Below are 17893 nucleotides of genomic sequence, written 5' to 3'. Positions count from 1 at the left end.
CGGCCACCCAGCTCTACCCTTATGCGGTCGTCGGCAGCGTGAGGTGTGGATAAGGGACAGGGCCGGGGGAGGGGCGGCTGCGGGAGGTGCGGCGAGGCCGGTACTGGACGGTTGCACGGCCTGGCCTTCTAGCGCCGCCACGTCGTGTCGGGGAGCGTCTTCCCGTTGGGCGAGGCCGTCGGGTCGAGCGACTCGAGGATGCCCTTGGTCTTCTCCCCGCCGAGCTCGTCGGGGAGCCGGTCGTCCTGGGGCTGGGCGTGCTTGCCGCCGGACGGCTTCTCACCGGCCGGCGTCTCGCGCCCCGGCTTCTCGCGGGCGAGCTTGTCGGCCGCGGGCCTCTCCGCGACGCGCTTGTCGGCCGGCGGCTTGTCGAGCACGTCGGCGGGCTTGAACCTGAGCGTGTCGCCGTTCTCGAAGCGCTTCCGCTCGTCCTCGCCGTCCGTCCGCTCGCGGGTGGGACGCGCCTCGCGGGCGTCGCGCCCGCCGGGCGCCCGGCGGCGGGAGTGGCGGGTCTCGGCGGACGAGCGCGGCGACGCCGCCGAGCCGCGCGGCTCGGGGCCGGGCTCGATCGCCGCCTGCCCGGACGCGGTGGAGCGGCGCATCGCGGCGGGCGCGGGGCGCTTCGGGGGCGGCTGCGGCGTCGGCCTCGGCTCGCCCTGCACGGGCACGCCCACGGCGCCGAGCACCGCGGTGCCCATCCGCTCCAGCTGGCGCAGCCCGAGCGCCACGTCGTCATGCCTGGTCAGCGGGATCTCCACCACGACCAGCGCGGCGTCCGCGGCGTCGGCGAGGGCCTGCGCGTCGGCGCTGACGGTGGTGGACGCGGTCTCGATGATGACGTAGCCGACCGTCCGCCGGAGCCGTTCGATGAGCCGGTCCATGTTGCGCCGCTGCAGCAGCTCGGACGCCATGTCGACGTCGACGCCCGAGGTGATGACGCGGAGGTTCGGGACGCGCGGCGAGACGCGCGCGACCTTGGCGAGGTCCTCCTGCTCCAGCAGCACCTCGGCCAGGCCCGGCCCTGGCGGCACGCCGAGCAGGTCGGCGGACGCGCTGGAGTCGAGGTTCGCGCACACCAGCATCACCTTGGACTCGGTCCGCACGAACGCGGCGGCCAGGTTGGCGGCGACGACGCCGGGACCGACGCCGGACGCGGCCCCGGTCACGAGGATGACGTGGTTGCCGTGGCCGAGGGTGGCGGTGACCAGGTGCGCGAGCTGGTTGAAGCTCTGCCCGATCCGGCTGCGGCCGAGCTGGAGGTCGAGCGAGGCCTCGCGGCGGCCGAACGGCGTCGTCATCAGCACCGGCAGCCCGGTCGTCCGCTCGATGTCCTGCGGGTGGCGGATGTGCTTGTCGGCCCGGTCGCGCAGGACCGCGATCAGCAGCCCGATGAGCAGCCCGGCCATCAGCCCGGCGGGCAGGTACAGCCGCGGGTTCGGGTTGGACGGCGTCTCCGGCAGCGACGCGCCGGTGATGACCGTGCCCGGGGTGATGTTGCTCGCCTTGATGTTGGCCGTGGCCAGCCGCTCGTTCAGCGCCTGGATCTCCCCGGTGATGATCCGCTGCTGGTTCTGCGCGTTGGCCCGCGCGGCGCTGCCCTTGGTGGTCAGCCGCAGCGTGGCGATGACCTCCTGCAGCCGCGTGGTCAGCTTGTCGAGCCGCTCGGTGGCGTTCTTGATGTCGGCGTCGAGCTTGCCGCGCGCGGTGGCCGCGCGGTTGTCCAGGTACGCCTGCGCGAAGGCCTTGGCGCCGTCGCGGGCGCCGGTCGCCGAGGGGCCGTCGTAGGCGATGGTGAGGATGGTGGAGTTCGGCGGCACCGTCACGGTGACCCGGTCGGCCAGCGCCCGCGGGTTCTCCGTCGACTTCAGCAGGTCCCCGGCCCGCGCCGCGACCTCCGTCGACTTGACGATCTGCGCCTCGGTGTCGAGGTTCGCCGCTCCACCGCCGCGGTCGTTGGCCGGGGTGTCCTCGGCGCCGGTCTGCGTCACCTGGATCGACGCCTGGGAGGAGTAGGTCTTCGGCGACACGAACACGAGGGCGAACGCGGCGGCCAGCCCGGCGGCCGCGGCGATGGCGACGAGCCGCCAGCGCCGGCGCAGGATCGCCGGATAGTCGGTGATCTCTATCGAGTCCGGCCGGGATGACGGATCCATGTTCCGGAGTCTCCCTCGATCGTCGGTCGGCGGGCGTCGGTCGGCGGGCCGAGCGGACGTATGCCATTGAGCCGAACGAGAGTGTCGGCCGAAGTTACATTACCTTGACTCGTCCGGTGCCATGAATTGAACGAAGGGCGTCGGGGGGCCCTGTTCCGCCGGGAAACCCGCCAGGTAAACGATCACCCTTTCTCGGGCGTCGTGGCGTCCTTCGCGGGGGCGTTCCCGCCCGGCGCGGCGGACTGCGGCGCACCGTTCGCCGTGGCGCCGTTCGGCGCGGACGCGGCGTTCACGCCGGCGGGCTTGCCGTCGGCGGGCCGGGCGCTGCCGGGGTTGGGGCCGGAGGGCGTGCCGGGCTTTCCGGTGTGCTTGCCGGGCTTGGCGGCGCCGCCTCCCGCGGTCTGCATGCGGCGCCGCATCAGCAGCACTCCGGCCGCGGCGAGCGCGGCGACCACGCAGACGCCGGCCACGATCAGCACGGTGCCCATCGAGCCGGAGTCGTCCTCCTTGACGGGCGGGATGTAGCGGCCTCCGTTGGCGGCCGGGCCCGGGGCCGTGGTCTCCTGCGGGGCGGTCCCGGCGGCGCGGATCAGGTTCCCCATCACCTTCAGCTGGTTCTTCCCGCCCTCGCTCTTTGCCTGCTGGATCAGCCGGTCGGTGGTGGCCGGGCTCAGGGACGTCGAGTGGACCCGCAGGCTGGGGCCGGTGAGCAGCACGTACGTGCCGGACCGTCCCACCTGTTCGGCGACCTGCTTCAGCAGCCCGTCCTGGGACGCGGCGTCAGGGAGGTCCTTGCTCTTCGGCAGCACCATGACGTAGACGGGCAGCTTCTGGTCGCCCATCGCCTTGCGGAGGTAGTCGAGCGTGGTGTCGGTCTCCCACTTCCCCGTACCGGTGGCCACATAGAGCGCGTCGTACGACATCAGCGCGTCGGCGAGTTGGGCCGGGTTCACGTCGGCCCGCGCGGCGGGCAGCCCGGGGGCGGCGATCAGCGCCACGCAGGCGGCCAGGACGGCGAGCGTCAGGCGGCGGACTCGCCCGACCTGGACGCGCCGGAGGGAGTGCGGCATCACGGATGACGGTCCTTCATGCTCAGTGCGGGGTGCTCAGGACGAACGGTAGGTGACCACCGTACTGGTGCCTGCCGGGCTTCTGGTCGCGTTTCGGGCTATTTGCGGTGCTCAGCGGACGAGTTCGTCCGGTGGGACCTTCACCGTGTCCGCCCCGGCGCGGAGGGCGCGGGCGGTGCGGTGGCGCAGGACGAGCCAGACGGCGGCGGAGACGGCGATGAAGGCGGTCATCGTCCACGCCAGCGGGACGGCGCCGAGGCCGAACATCTTCAGGGAGGACGCGACCAGGACGATCGTCAGCATGCGGCGGATGATCCCGCCGGGAGCGCGCGAGGAGATCCGGGAGCCGAGGTAGACGCCGGGGATGGAGCCGACGAGCAGCGCGGCCGTGACCTCCATGCGGAAGTCGCCGAACAGCAGGTGGCCGATTGCGGCCGCGAAGACCAGCGGGACGGCCTGGAGCAGGTCGGTGCCGACGAGCTGGTTGGCCTTCAGCGCAGGGTAGAGGGCCAGCAGCGCGACGATGATGAGCGAGCCGGAGCCGACCGAGGTGACGCCGACGACGACCCCGCCGATCGCGCCGACCACCACGGTCGGCACCGGACGGACCGTGACCCTCGGCGCCTTCCCGCCGTCCTTCTCGTCCGCGGCGTCGGGGTCGGTGCCCGCCCGGCGGGACAGGTAGCCGCGGAAGACCAGGCCCGCGGCGGCGATCATGAGGGCGACGCCCATGGCCTTGCTGATGATGTCCTCGACCTCGCCGCCGTGGCCGAGCGCCCGCGCGAGCAGGACGCCGGAGAACGCGGCCGGCACCGAGCCCACGCACAGCCAGCCGACCAGCCGCATGTCGATGGTGCCCTGGCGGTAGTGCACCGCGCTGCCGACGGGCTTCATCACCGCGGCGGCCACCAGGTCGCTGGACACGGCGGCGAGCGGGCTGACGCCGAAGAACGTCACGAGCATCGGCGTCATCAGGGCGCCGCCGCCCATGCCGGTCAGCCCGACGATGATGGCGACGAGGAACGAGCCCAGCGCCATCGTCCAATCGAAGTCCATCGGCATGACCTACCTGGTTTGTAGGGAAACTCGCCCATCAGGGTAAAGGAGGTCATCCAGACCTGCTAACCCTGGTATCCCCTTGCCGAACCCCTAGGTTCGGGATTTGTGGCGTTTCCGTACCCGGGTCTATGCGGAGCGTACCCAGCCGCCGTCCACCAGAAGGTCGAGGACCTCGGCCACCGCCTCGTCCGGCGTCATGCGGGACGTGTCGAGCGTCAGGTCGGCGTCGTCAGGGTCCTCGTAGGGGTCGGAGATGCCGGTGAACTCGGGGATCACGCCCGCGCGGGCCTTGGCGTACAGGCCCTTGCGGTCGCGCCGCTCGCACTCCTCCAGCGGCGTCGCGACGTGCACGAGGATGAAGTCGCCGACGGCGGACACCATCCGCCGGACCTCCGCGCGGGTCGCCGCGTACGGCGCGATCGGCGCGCAGATCGCGGTGCCGCCGTGCCGGGTGATCTCGGCGGCGACGAACCCGATGCGCCGGATGTTGAGGTCGCGGTCGGCGCGCGAGAACGTCAGGCCGGACGACAGCATCCGCCGCACGACGTCGCCGTCCAGCAGCGTGACCGTCCGGCCGCCGCGCTCAATCAGCGCGTCGGCGAGGCCGCGCGCGACCGTCGACTTCCCCGAGCCCGACAGGCCGGTGAAGAACACCGTGATGCCCCGGGACAGCTTCGGGGGCCGCGCCAGCGCCAGTTCGGCGGCGACGGCGGGCGGGGTGAACCAGTCGGGGACGGGCTCGCCCGCGTCCAGCAGCTCGTTCAGCCGCTCCTGGGTCAGCTCGGCCTGGACGTGGTCGGGCTCGATGCGGGCGACCGGCCGCCAGACCTCGACGTCGGCGTCGTAGGCCCACGGCTCCGGCACGACCACGGGGATCGCGGTGTCATCCACCTCGCGCTCGAACAGCAGGTGCGTGGCGCCGTAGGCGGCGGCGACGTGCGCGTGCAGGAGAACGTCCCGCTCCTCCTGGACGCCCGCGCCTTCTCCGCGCGCCGGGAGCGGCACGGGGATGATCTGCGCGCCGTCCGGCAGCTCCTTGCGGACGCCCAGCAGGGCCCGGACGAGCGACTCGTCGTGCTCGCCGCCCAGCAGCGGCAGGACGAGCACGGACTTCGCGCCGAGCTGCTCGGCGACCTGCCGCAACTGGCCGAGCTGCTTGCGGTGCAGCGGGTCGCGGACGGCCACCGCTAGAACGTTCCCCTCGACGGCGGCCAGCTCGTCGGGACGGCGGCGCAGACCGTGGAACGGTCCGTGTGCGGGGGCGCGAAGGGCCTCCAGCGGCCCGGCGAGCCGCCAGTCCCGGCTGGTCGGGTCCTGCCACGCCTCCTCGACCCGCAGGACGGCGACCGGCACGCCCTCAGGGTCCTGCAAGACGATGCGCTCCTGGTCGGTCAGCTCCTTCGGGACGGACAGGGTGACCGGGACCGGCCACGGGGTCCCGTCGGCCAGCCGCCCGCCGGCGATCACCATGGCGGTGTCGTAGGAGCCGAGGAACCCGGTCAGCGGCCGGTACACGCCGGCGAGGACCAGCTCCAGGTCGGCGAGCTCCACCGGACCCGGGGTCCAGGCGGGCAGGTCGCGCAGCGTGTCGGGCAGGCCGGGCTCGGCGGTCACCGCGATCTCCGATCTTGCGTCGCCGCCGCCGCTTTGGGCGCGGCGTCCGGCTGAACCGTGTGAATGGAGTTTCCGCAGGAAAAAGTACTGCGCCGGGCCGGAGGCACGCACCATCGCCCCGCCTGTGGACGGCGGTCAGATAACCCTGGCGAAACGGTTCTCGGGTTTGCGGATCACGAGCGTGACCTCGCTGTGGTCCGCGGGAAGGCGGCCCCTGGTGATCACCGAGACCAGCCGGCACAGCAGCTCGGCGAGGCCGGTTCCGGCCCCGAGGGCCTTGATCGCCTGCCGGGACGTGTACTCCTCGGCCACGACGAGCCCGCGCATGACGCAATACCACTGCATGCCCGACCGCGACGCGACCCGGTCGTAGACCGCCGGGGGCGGGGCCGCCGGGGCCACCGGCCACGCGTGCGCCGCCGTGCTGAACGCCTCGGTTTCCGCGCCGGGCTCGGAGGCGCCGGCGGCGGGCGCGTCCGGGACGCGGGCGTGGGCGCCGCGCGGGCCCGGGCCGGGGCGCGTGAGCTTCCGCCGCCTGCGGCCGCCGACGTGCATCCACGTCGGGAGCGACCGGTCGAGGAAGCCGTACGCGGTGTTGCGGTCGCGCAGGCGGACCAGCAGCAGCCCGCCGGGCTTCAGCGCGGCGACGAAGCGGTCGAGGACCAGCTCGGCGTGCGGGACCCGCTCGATCAGGTACGAGGCGTGGACGATGTCGAAGGCGCGCGGCGGCAGCGGCACGGTCCGCAGGTCGCCGAGGTGCCAGGCGTCCAGGTCGGTCCGGTCGCAGGTGTAGGCGCGCAGCTCCGGCGAGTCCATGTCGACGCCCGTGACGTGGTGTTCGCGGTCGCCGAGGTCCAAGCCCGTCCCCCAGCCGCAGCCCGCCTCCAGGATGTGGATCCGCTGCAGGGGCTTCTCTAGGGCGTACTGACGAGCGCGTTCTGAGAAGAGATCGCCGTCGCTGACCGGCGGCGTACGCAGATCGGTCACGGTATCGCAGCGTAATCGCTCGACTGCGTTCCGTCCGCTATTTGCCTATTCTTGGTAATGGCCGTGTCGCGCTGCGTTGCCGTCCTCGTCCCGTCCGTGAGCTGCGACGCCGTCCGGACGAGAGCCCGCCGCGGCGCGTACCCTGGAACGCGGTACCGGGATCCGCGCGGATTTCCGGATTTTCGGGCTGCCCTGCTTCCGGCTGACGAGACGGCGATGATGACCCTTTCTGGACTTGTTGATCTCGCGTGCACCGATCCCGGGTTGGAGCGCGCTCTCACGACGGCGCAGACGGATCAGGAGATCGTCGCGCCGTCCGCCCTGTGGCCGATCCTGGCGGCGGCGCTGGCCCGCCGCGTCGGCAGGGGCTCCGGGAACGGCGCCTCCGGGGACGGTGTCGTTCTCGCGGTGACCGCCACGGGACGCGAGGCCGAAGACCTGACGGCGGCGCTGTCGAGCCTGCTCGACCCGGGCCGCGTCGCGCATTTCCCAGCGTGGGAGACGCTGCCGCACGAGAAGTTGTCGCCGCGTTCCGACACGGTCGGGCAGCGGATCGCCGTGCTGCGCCGCCTCGTCCACCCGGGCGCGGGCGGCCCGCCCACCGAAGAGGGTGCAGGCAGCATCGGCAAGGGCGGGGCGCTGGACGTCGTCGTGACGCCGATCCGCGCCGTGCTCCAGCCGATCGTGTCCGGGCTCGCCGACCTCGAGCCCGTCCGGCTGGCCTCCGGCGAGGACGCCGACATGGACGACGCCGTCCGCAGCCTCGTGGAGGCCGGCTACCACCGCGTCGACCTGGTGGAGAAGCGCGGCGAGATCGCGGTCCGCGGCGGCATCCTTGACGTCTTCCCGCCGACCGAGGAGCACCCGCTCCGGGTGGAGTTCTGGGGCGACACCGTCGAGGAGATCCGCTACTTCAAGGCCGCCGACCAGCGTTCGCTCGAAGTCGCCCAGGACGGGCTGTGGGCGCCGCCGTGCCGCGAGCTGCCGCTGACGCAGCAGGTCCGCGAGCGTGCGAGGGCGCTCGCCGAGGAGCATCCGGCGCTCGAAGAGATCCTCGGCCGGATCGCGGACGGCGACACCGTCGAGGGCATGGAGGCGTTCTCGCCCGTCCTCGCCGACCGGATGGAGCTGCTCACCGACCTGCTGCCGGACGGTTCGGCGCTGCTGGTGTGCGAGCCGGAGCGGATCCGCACCCGGTCGGAGGAGCTCGTCCGGACGAGCCAGGAGTTCCTGGAGGCGAGCTGGGTCAACGCCGCGGCCGGGGGAGAGGCGCCGATCGACCTGGGCGCCGCCGCGTTCCGGTCGCTGGAGGAGGTACGCGCGCACAGCAGGGAGCTGGGCCTGCCCCGCTGGAGCGTGACAGCGCTGAATCCCGAGGGCGACGCGCTCAATTTGGGCGTGCAGCAGGCGGAGGCGTACCGGGGCGACACGATGCGGGTCGTCGGCGACCTCAAGGGCTGGATCGACGGCGGCTGGCGCGTCGTGATGGTCACCGCCGGGCACGGTCCGGCGGAGCGGCTCGTCCAGCTCGTCGGGGAGGAGGGCGTCGGCGCGCGGCTCGACGATCTCGCCGGGCCGCCGGAGCCGTCGGTGGTCACCGTCACGACGGGCCTGCTGGAGAACGGCTTCACCTGGGAGTCGATCAAGCTCGCGGTGCTCACGGAGACCGACCTGTCGGGGCAGAAGTCGTCCACCCGGGACGCGCGGCGGATGCCGTCGCGGCGGCGCGGCGGCATCGACCCGCTGCGGCTCAAGGCCGGCGACTACGTGGTGCACGAGCAGCACGGCGTCGGACGGTACGTCGAGATGGTCAGCCGGACGGTCCAGGGCGCCACCCGCGAGTACCTGATCCTGGAGTACGCCAAGAGCGACCGGCTGTTCGTCCCGACCGACCAGCTCGAGGAGCTGACCCGCTACGTCGGCGGCGAGGCGCCGAGCCTGCACCGGCTCGGCGGCGCCGACTGGCAGAAGGCCAAGTCCCGCGCCCGCAAGGCCGTCAAGCAGATCGCCGGGGAGCTGATCCGGCTGTACTCGGCGCGGATGGCGAGCCCCGGCCACCCGTTCGGCGCCGACACCCCGTGGCAGCGGGAGCTGGAGGACGCGTTCCCGTACGTGGAGACGCCCGACCAGCTCGCCGCCATCGACGAGGTGAAGCTCGACATGGAGAAGCCCGTCCCGATGGACCGGCTGATCTGCGGCGACGTCGGCTACGGCAAGACGGAGATCGCGGTGCGGGCGGCGTTCAAGGCCGTCCAGGACGGCAAGCAGGTCGCGGTGCTCGTCCCGACGACGCTGCTGGTGCAGCAGCACATGTCGACGTTCACCGAGCGGTTCGCGGCGTTCCCCGTCGTGGTGAAGCCGATCAGCCGGTTCCAGTCCGACAGGGAGATCGACGAGACGCTGCGCGGCATGGCGGACGGCACCGTCGACGTCATCGTCGGCACGCACCGGATCCTGTCGTCGCAGACCCGGTTCAAGAACCTCGGCCTGGTCGTCATCGACGAGGAGCAGCGGTTCGGCGTCGAGCACAAGGAGGAGCTGAAGCGCCTCCGGACGCAGGTGGACGTCCTCGCGATGTCCGCGACCCCGATCCCGCGGACGCTGGAGATGGGCCTGACCGGCATCCGGGAGATGTCGACGATCCTGACTCCGCCGGAGGAGCGGCACCCCGTCCTGACGTTCGTCGGCCCGTACGAGGAGAAGCAGATCGCCGCGGCGATCCGGCGCGAGCTGCTGCGCGAGGGCCAGGTGTTCTTCGTGCACAACCGGGTCCGGTCGATCAACAAGGTGGCGGCGAACCTGGCGAAGCTCGTCCCGGAGGCGCGGGTCGGCATCGCGCACGGCCAGATGAACGAGAACGAGCTCGAAAAGGTCATGGTCGACTTCTGGGAGAAGAACTACGACGTCCTGGTCGCGACCACGATCGTCGAGTCCGGCCTGGACGTGCCGAACGCCAACACCCTGATCGTCGACCGCGCCGACATGTACGGCCTGTCGCAGCTCCACCAGCTCCGCGGACGCGTCGGACGCGGCCGGGAGCGCGCCTACTCCTACTTCCTCTACCAGCCGGAGCAGCCGTTGACGGAAACGGCGCACGAGAGGCTCGCGACGCTCGCGCAGCACACCGAGATCGGCGCGGGCATGTACGTCGCGATGAAGGACCTGGAGATCCGCGGCGCGGGCAACATCCTCGGCGCCGAGCAGTCCGGGCACGTCGCGGGCGTCGGGTTCGACCTGTACGTCCGGATGATCGGGGAGGCGGTCCGGGACCTGAAGGAGGGCGGCCGCGCGCCGGAGGCGGTCGAGACGAGGGTCGAGCTGCCCGTCGACGCGCACCTGCCGCACGAGTACGTGCCGGGTGAGCGGCTCCGGCTGGACGCCTACCGCCGGATCGCCGCGATCACGTCCGAGGACGAGATCGGCGCCGTGCACGACGAGCTGAAGGACCGGTTCGGGCCGCTGCCCGTCCCGGTGCTGAACCTCCTCGAAGTGGCGCGGTTCCGGACGAAGGCGCGCCGCGCCGGGCTCGCCGACGTCACCGTCCAGGGCAACTTCATCAAGTTCACCCCGGCGCGCCTGCCCGACTCCAAGCAGGTCAGGCTGCAGCGGCTGTACCCGAAGAGCATCCTGAAGCCGTCGACCGACACCCTGCTCGTCCCAGCGCCGAAGACCGCGCCGCTCGGCGGCCGGCCGCTGCGCGACCAGGAGCTGCTGCGCTGGGCGACCGACCTGGTCCAGGCCCTGTTCCTGGAGGCGCCCGCCGCCTCCGGCAGCCGGTAGTCTGGCGCGACCCAGCTGATCGACATCCCGGACGTCCCCGGACGGGCGGCATCCCCGGACAAGCGACGAGACGAGGTTTCCGTGCCTGGTAAGTCCGTGAAGGTCGCGGCGGCGGCCGGTGCCGCCGTGATCGCGGCGGGCGCGCTGACCGGCTGCGGCGGCTCGCCGAAGGTCGGCACCGCCGCGCTCGTCGGCGACGACCGCATCACCGTCACCACGCTGAGCCAGACCGTCCGCGACTGGCGGGAGCAGTTCCGGTCGGACCCGCGCGCCAACGAGCTGCGCGCCGACCCGGGCAACCCGGCGCAGCAGCTCGCCGGCGACTCCGAGTCCGACCTGCGCGGCGCGCTCACCCTGATGATCAACTTCCGGGTCGCGGACGAGGTGGCCGAGCGGACGGGCGTGACCGTCACCGGGGCGCAGGTGGACGGCGCCGTCGCCTCGCTGAACAAGCAGGGCGGGGCCGGGTCGATCACGCTCGCCAGCGGGCTGCCCCGCGCCCACGCCCGCGACCTCGCGCGGCTGGTCGCCACCCAGATCGCGGTGATGCAGCGGTACGGCGCCGACATGAACAACGAGCTCAGCCCGGCGACGCAGCAGGCCGGACGGAAGTGGAACGAGCTGTTCCGCAGCACCGCGGACGGCATGGACATCGAGGTCAACCCGCGCTACGGCGCCTACGACCCGGGCCAGTTCGAGGTCGGGCCCGTCCGGTTCCGGCTGTCCAGCCCCGATTCGGGTACCCGGGACGCATGAGCCTCACGCTGCTCGCGACCACGCACCGCGTGGCGCCGGGCCTGCTGACCTGGCGCGCGTGGGACGCGCTCCGGTCGGCGGCCGCCGTCCGGGTGCGGGCGGGGCATCCGCTGCTGCCGTCCCTCGGCGACGCCGGGATCGTCCCGGAGCCGGTGGACGAGCCGGACGCGGCCCTGCTGGTCGCGGACGCGCGCCGGGCCGACGTCCTCTGGATCGCGGCGCCCGAGGGCGACGAGGCGCTGATGCGCGAGATCGGCCACCTGGTGGTGAACGACCCGCTGGACGTGGAGGTGCTGCACGGGTCGTACGACCTGCCCGGCGCGCGGCTCCTCGACCTCGTCACCGTGATGGACACGCTGCGCCGCGAATGCCCGTGGGACCGCAAGCAGACCCACGCGACGCTCGTCCCGTACCTGCTGGAGGAGGCGTACGAGGTCCTCGACACCGTCGAGGCGGGCGACTACGGGGCGCTGCGCGAGGAACTCGGCGACGTGCTGATGCAGGTGGCGTTCCACTCGGTCGTCGCCGCCGAACGCGGCGACGAGACCGCGTTCACCATCGACGACGTGGCCGGCGCGATCGTCGACAAGCTCGTCCGGCGCCATCCGCACGTGTTCGGGGACGTGACCGTGTCCGGCGCCGACGAGGTCAACGCCAACTGGGAGCAGATCAAGGCGGCGGAGCGGGCGGAGAAGAGCGGCGAGGAAGCGTCCGCGCTCGACGGCGTGCCGATGGGGCAGCCCGCGCTGTCGCTGGCCGCGCAGCTCCAGCGCCGCGCCGCCCGGATCGACGCCCCGTCCGGCCTCGCCGACGATCTCGCCGGTGCCGCGACCGCTGAGGCCGGGGAGACCGCGAACGACGTGGGCGCAAGGCTTTTCGCGCTCGTCCGGGAGGCGGCTGACCGGGGCCTGGACGCCGAGGCGGAGTTGCGGGCGGTATCGCGGGTATTCCGCGATCGTGTCCGAACGTGGGAACGGGAAATCCGGTCCGACTGATTCGCGAGGTATCTACCCGAATATCGCGGATGGGGTAGTCCGGCCGGGACGTCGCGTCTACTCTGAGCGCGTGTCGGCTGGGGCTGATGGTGACTCCGGGGACCCCGAAGGAGCACAGGGCGTCCCCGCGGACGAAGCCGTGCCCATGGACGGGGGCGCCCTAAGGCCACGCCGCAAGTCCCGCCGCGTGTTCACCGCGTCCACGACCCGCGCCCAGAAGGCCCGCGCGCTCCGCAACCTGTTCACGCTCGGCGGGCTCGCCGGCGGGCTCGTCGCGCTGATGCTGCTGCCCACCACCTGCGCCGCCGGAATCGGGGCCCGCGACGCCGCGGACTGGTTCTTAACGGAGCCGGAAGGGCTCACGACGTCCGGCGTGCCGCAGCGGTCCACGATCCTCGACGCGGACGGCCGCACCCTCGCCACGTTCTTCTACCAGAACCGCGTGGACGTCCCGATGGAGAAGATCGCGCCCGTCCTCCGGATCGCGGTGCTCGCCATCGAGGACAGCCGCTTCTACAGCCACGGCGCCATCGACGCGCAGGGCACGCTGCGGGCGCTCGCGAGCAACCTCGGCCACGGCCAGGTGACGCAGGGCGGCTCCGGCATCACCCAGCAGTACGTCAAGAACCTGCTGGTCACCCAGGCCGACTCGGACGAGGAGCGGGCGGCGGCGCAGGAGGTGTCCGCGGCGCGCAAGCTCCGCGAGCTGCGGTACGCGGTCGCGCTGGAGAAGCGGTTCTCCAAGGACGAGATCCTGCGCCGCTACCTCAACATCGCCTACTACGGCGACGGCGCGTACGGCATCGAGGCGGCGTCCCGGCACTACTTCTCCAAGCACGCGTCCGAGCTGAACCTCGCCGAGGCGGCGCTGCTCGCGGGCGTCATCCGCTACCCGTACGCCTACGACCCGACCCAGCATCCGGCGGAGGCCAAGGAGCGCCGCGACGTCGTCCTCAACCGGATGGCCGAGCTCGGCTGGATCGAGCGCGCCACGGCGGAGGCCACGGCGCGGCTGCCGATCAGGCTGGACGTGGACGAGGTCAAGAGCGGCTGCGTGTCCAGCAAGGCGCCGTTCTTCTGCGACTACGTCCAGCGGGAGATCCTCACCAACCCGGTGTTCGGCGTGACGGCCGAGGCGCGGGAGAAGCTGCTCAAGCGCGGCGGCCTCACGATCCGCACCACGATGGACCGGCGGGCGCAGAAGGCCGCGCAGCGCGCCGTGGACGAGCACGTCCCGCCGCGGAACTCGGCGGGCAAGGCGGCGGCGGAGGCGATGGTCGAGCCGGGCACCGGCGAGATCAAGGCGATGGTCGTCGACCGCAAGCTCGGGCCCGACAAGGAGCGCGGCAAGACCTGGATCAACTTCGCCGCCGACGCCAGCCACGGCTCCAGCATCGGGATGCAGGCCGGGTCCACGTTCAAGGCGTTCACGCTGGCCGCCGCCCTGGACGAGGGCATGCCGTTCGGCACCAGGCTGATGGCGCCGCGCAGGTACACCCCCGTCGGTTACCGCAACTGCGAGGGGGAGCGCGTCGGCGACGCGTCCAAGACGCTGGGCAACGCCGCCGACGGCGAGGGCGGCAAGAAGTTCAGCATCGTCACCGGCACGCAGCACTCCGTCAACACCTTCTTCCTCGCGCTGCAGAAGGAGGTCAGCCTCTGCGACACCGTCAAGATGGCCGAGCGCCTCGGGATGCGGCAGGCGAACGGGAAGCCGCTGGAGCAGTTCCCGTCGTTCACGCTCGGGTTCAACCCCGTCTCGCCGCTGCGGCTCGCGGCGGCGTACGCGGCGTTCGGCGCGCGCGGCGAGTACTGCAAGCCGATCGCGATCAAGGCGATCACGGACGCGTCCGGGCGCAAGCTGAAGGTGCCGCCGCGCGACTGCGAGCAGGTCATGGACAAGGGCGTCGCGGACGCCGTCAGCCACGTGCTGAGCGGCGTGCTCTCCAAGGGCACGGCCCGCGGCCTGGGCCTCGGCCGCGACGCCGCGGGCAAGACCGGCACCGTCGACAACTTCTCCGCCGCCTGGTTCGCCGGGTACACGCCCGACCTCGCCGCGGCGGTGTGGGTGGGCGACCCGCGCGGCGGCTACAGGTACCCGATGGAAAGCCTCTGCATGGACGGCCGCTGCTACGGCTCGGTGTTCGGCGCGACGATTCCCGCGCCGATCTGGCAGCAGAGCATGCTCGGGGCGCTGTCCGACACGTCGCCGACCTCGTTCGTCCGGCCGCCGTCCCACTTCTTCAGCAAGGGGACGGGCGAGGAGAAGGTCAAGCTCCCCGACGTCCGCGGCATGAAGCCGGACGAGGCCGTCGAGAAGCTCCGCGAGGCCGGGTTCGAGACCCGCATCGCCAGGCCCGTCGAGTCCCGCGAGTACGAGAAGGGCACCGTGGCCGAGATGTCACCGAAGCCCGGCTCCGCCGAACCGGGCGAGACCGTCACGCTGCGCGTCAGCAAGGGCCCCGGGCCGCGCGGCGACGGCGACGAGCCGCCGATCCCGCCGATCACCCCGCCGCCGACCTTCCCGCCCGTCCCCGGTGAGCGTTCCCCGCTTGCACCTCCCTGACCTGCGGATTTGTGTGATCGTCCGGCGTCCGGGTAGATCACCGGTGGGGTGTTCACCGGCTTCGAACGCCGCTGAACCTAAGCTGTGCGTATCCGTTCGGGGGGACGATCGTCATGCGAGCCATCGCCGTGTCCGAGTACGGCGCCACACCGGCGCTGATGAACCTGCCGCGCCCGGAGCCGGGGCCCGGGGAGATCCTCGTGAAGATGATCGCGGCCGGGCTGAACCCGTTCGACTGGAAGCTCGCCGACGGCATGGTGAAGGACTCCGTGGACGCGTCGTTCCCGCTGATCCTCGGCGTGGACGGCGCGGGCGTCGTGGAGGAGGTCGGCGAGGGGGTGACCGGGCTGCGCGAGGGCGAGCAGGTCTACGGGACGTTCGCCGCCATTGAGCGCGGCCTCGGCGCGTTCGCCGAGTACGCCCTCGTCCGGGAGGACGGGCCCATCGCCGCGATGCCGGAAGGGATGATCTACACGCAGGCCGCGGCGGTGCCGACCGCGAGCGCCGCCGCGCTCGGAATGGTGGACGCGGCGCGGATCGACGCCGGGCAGACCGTCCTCGTCGTCGGGGCGACCGGCGGCGTCGGGCAGGGCGTGGTGCAGCTCGCGTCCCTCGCCGGGGCGAAGGTGATCGCGACGGCCCGCGACGACATGGCCGGGACGATGCGCCGCCTCGGCGCGGACGAGACCGTCGACCACTCCCAGAGCGACGATTCCGATGGTCTCAACGCGCAGGTCCTGGCCGTCCACAAGGACGGGATCGACGCCGTCCTCGACATGGTCAGCGACACCCCCGCCACCGAGGACATCGCGCAGCTGCTGCGCCCCGGCGGGACGTACGTCAGTTCCATCTGGACGGTGAACCCCGACGCCATGGAGGCGAAGGGCCTGCGCGGCGTCAACCTGAACGGCGGCGTCACGTCCGGCACGCTCGACCGTCTCTCCGACCTCATCGACGCGAGCGACCTGCGCGTCCAGGTCGAGCGCGAGGTGCCGCTGGAGGACGCGCCGGACGCGCTGGCCGCCAACAAGGCGGGCGGCGCGCGCGGCAAGACCGTGATCCGCATCTGACCCCGGCGCGGGTGAACCGTCCCGCCACGGGCATGCAGTCCCACGGGAGGTACACATGAACCAGAGCAGCATGGGTCAGGGCGACAGGGACCGGCCCGGCGAGGACGACCGGCACGCCAGGCTCCGCGACATCGACGCGTCCCTCGACCGGCTCCGCTCCGACCTCACCCCGCCGCCCGCCGACGCCGGGGACAACGTCGACTCCGGCCAGTACCTCGCCGCCAGGGAGGAGCTGGAGGGGCAGATCGAGCTGCTGGAGTACGAACGCGAACGCCTCCGCTCCGAACTCGGCCTGTCCTGACCCCCGCGGGGAGGCCCGTCAGCGGGAGGCGCGTCAGCGGGGGAGGCGCAGGACGAACCGGGCGCCGGGGACGCCGTCCATGCGGTCGGTGAGGACCAGCGAGCCGTCGTGCGCCTCGGCGATGTCGCGGGAGATCGCGAGGCCGATGCCGGTGCCGCCGGCGTCGCGGTGCCGGCCCTCCGCCAGCCGCGCGAACCGCTCGAACACCCGCTCCCGGTCCCTCGGCGCGACCCCCGTACCGTCGTCGATCACCTCGACCACCGCGGTGGACGGCCGCTCCACCCGGATGATGACCGTCACCTCGGACGCCGCGTGCCGGTCGGCGTTGTCGATGAGGTTCGTCAGCAGCCGGGACAGCTCGCTGCGGCCGCCGTTCACCGTCACCGCCCCCTCCGCCAGGACGGTCACCTGGCTGCGGAACGGGCGGCGCAGCACCTCCTGATCGGCCAGCTCGGTCAGGTCGACCGGCTCGCGCGGGAAGTTCCGGTCGGCCTCCAGGCGGGACAGCGCCTGCAGGTCGTCCACCACCGCCGCCACCCGGTCGGTGTTGATCAGGATGGCCTGGAGCGTGTCGCGGACGTCGGCGTCGTCCGGTCCCGACAGGGCGAGCTCCAGCTCCATCCGCAGCGCGGCGAGCGGGCTGCGCAGCTCGTGGGACACGTCGATGACGAACGCGCGCTGCCGCGCCACCGCCCGCTCCAGCCGGTCGAGCGTCGCGTTGATGCTCACGGCGAGCATCCCCACCTCGTCCCGGCGGGACGGCACCGGCACGCGGCGCTCCAGGTCCGTCGCGGTGATCTCGTCCAGCTCGCGGCGGATGTCGTCCACCGGGCGCAGGGTGCCGCTCACCGACCGCCACGTCCCGTAGGCGACGACGCCGGTGCCGAGCAGGACGCCTATCAGCAGCAGCAGTGCGAGCCTCGGCTGCGGCACGAGCCCCGGCTCGGGCGTCAGCGAGTAGACGTACCTGGCGTTCGGCCCGGTCCCCACACGGAACTGGACGACGAGGAAGCAGGGCCCGCCGGGCGCGTCGATGTTGCAGGCGCGGCCGTCCCGGCGGTCGTCCGACGGCGGGGGCGGCGGGAGGCGCACCGGCGGCCGGCCGCGCATCCGCGGGGACGCCGCGACCACCCGGCCCTGCGCGTCCGTGACCAGCAGCAGTTCCCGGTGGTTGACCTGGATCTCGCGCGCCAAGGACCCGGAGTTGATCGCGGCCGCCACGCGCCGGCCGTCCTGCGAGATGTCCTGGACCGAGTCGTCGAACGTCTGCTTCCGGCTGCCCGACAGCACCAGCCCCGCCATCGCCATGGTCAGGACGAAGGCGACCAGCGTCGAGGTCAGCGTCACCCGCAGCCGGATCTTGGGGTGGCGCAGCACGGCCCGCCAGATCCAGCCGCTCAGCCCCGCGCCGGCCTCGCGGCGCCCACCGAGCCTGGGACGAAGGCGTCCGGGACGAAGGCGTCCGGGCCGGAGCCGCCCGGGCCGGAAGCGCCTGTGCCGTAGGCGCGTGGGCCGGAAGCGCCGGTGCCGGACACGTATGAC

At 72.6% G+C, this 17893-nt stretch carries 12 protein-coding genes; 6 read left to right on the top strand and 6 right to left on the bottom strand.

Going from position 1 to position 17893, the window contains the following annotated elements; translation table 11 throughout:
• Positions 1 to 128 precede the first annotated feature (128 nt).
• From E1287_RS28545 to E1287_RS45865, 5 genes are all read right to left on the bottom strand, one after another.
• Complete coding sequence (locus E1287_RS28545) at positions 129 to 2153, bottom strand: Wzz/FepE/Etk N-terminal domain-containing protein (RefSeq protein ID WP_131968175.1); 2025 nt, start codon at positions 2151 to 2153, stop codon at positions 129 to 131.
• A 182-nt stretch (positions 2154 to 2335) separates the two neighbouring features.
• Positions 2336 to 3223 (bottom strand): hypothetical protein, encoded by an 888-nt coding sequence (locus E1287_RS28540; RefSeq protein ID WP_131968173.1) that lies wholly within the window; start codon positions 3221 to 3223, stop codon positions 2336 to 2338.
• A gap of 111 nt (positions 3224 to 3334) precedes the next feature.
• Positions 3335 to 4279: a sulfite exporter TauE/SafE family protein gene (locus tag E1287_RS28535; protein ID WP_131968171.1), complete on the bottom strand. Its 945-nt coding sequence runs from the start codon at positions 4277 to 4279 to the stop codon at positions 3335 to 3337.
• Positions 4280 to 4408: 129 nt separating this feature from the next.
• A complete protein-coding gene (gene cysC / locus E1287_RS28530; RefSeq protein ID WP_131968169.1) occupies positions 4409 to 5896 on the bottom strand; it encodes an adenylyl-sulfate kinase in 1488 nt (495 codons plus the stop codon).
• A gap of 135 nt (positions 5897 to 6031) precedes the next feature.
• Positions 6032 to 6883, bottom strand: coding sequence for a class I SAM-dependent methyltransferase (locus E1287_RS45865; RefSeq protein ID WP_243719495.1), 852 nt, complete (start codon positions 6881 to 6883; stop codon positions 6032 to 6034).
• Between the two features lie 219 nt (positions 6884 to 7102).
• Between E1287_RS45865 and mfd the strand changes: the two genes are divergently transcribed.
• The 6 genes from mfd to E1287_RS28495 all read left to right on the top strand — a co-directional run bounded on the left by mfd (position 7103) and on the right by E1287_RS28495 (position 16351).
• Positions 7103 to 10663, top strand: a complete 3561-nt coding sequence (gene mfd / locus E1287_RS28520; protein ID WP_131968183.1) for a transcription-repair coupling factor — start codon at positions 7103 to 7105, stop codon at positions 10661 to 10663.
• Positions 10664 to 10744: 81 nt separating this feature from the next.
• Entirely contained in the window at positions 10745 to 11419 is a 675-nt protein-coding gene (locus E1287_RS28515) for a hypothetical protein (protein WP_131968168.1), read from the top strand.
• Positions 11416 to 12414: a MazG family protein gene (locus E1287_RS28510; RefSeq protein WP_131968167.1), complete on the top strand. Its 999-nt coding sequence runs from the start codon at positions 11416 to 11418 to the stop codon at positions 12412 to 12414. The genes E1287_RS28515 and E1287_RS28510 overlap by 4 nt, the downstream gene beginning before the upstream one ends.
• Positions 12415 to 12559: 145 nt before the next feature.
• Positions 12560 to 14980 carry a transglycosylase domain-containing protein gene (locus E1287_RS28505; protein WP_131968181.1) on the top strand — a complete coding sequence of 807 codons (2421 nt, stop codon included), beginning with the start codon at positions 12560 to 12562 and terminating at the stop codon, positions 14978 to 14980.
• Between the two features lie 113 nt (positions 14981 to 15093).
• Entirely contained in the window at positions 15094 to 16050 is a 957-nt protein-coding gene (locus E1287_RS28500) for an NADP-dependent oxidoreductase (protein WP_131968166.1), read from the top strand.
• A 55-nt stretch (positions 16051 to 16105) separates the two neighbouring features.
• Positions 16106 to 16351 carry a hypothetical protein gene (locus E1287_RS28495; RefSeq protein WP_131968165.1) on the top strand — a complete coding sequence of 82 codons (246 nt, stop codon included), beginning with the start codon at positions 16106 to 16108 and terminating at the stop codon, positions 16349 to 16351.
• A gap of 33 nt (positions 16352 to 16384) precedes the next feature.
• Here E1287_RS28495 and E1287_RS28490 read toward each other — a convergent pair whose 3' ends face one another.
• Entirely contained in the window at positions 16385 to 17728 is a 1344-nt protein-coding gene (locus E1287_RS28490; protein ID WP_243719494.1) for a HAMP domain-containing sensor histidine kinase, read from the bottom strand.
• Positions 17729 to 17893: the final 165 nt, after the last annotated feature.

This window comes from Actinomadura sp. KC06 (genome assembly GCF_004348735.1).
Classification (GTDB): domain Bacteria; phylum Actinomycetota; class Actinomycetes; order Streptosporangiales; family Streptosporangiaceae; genus Spirillospora.
The sequence above is the reverse complement of the archived record's forward strand: the minus strand, read 5'-3'. Positions and strand labels throughout refer to the sequence as shown.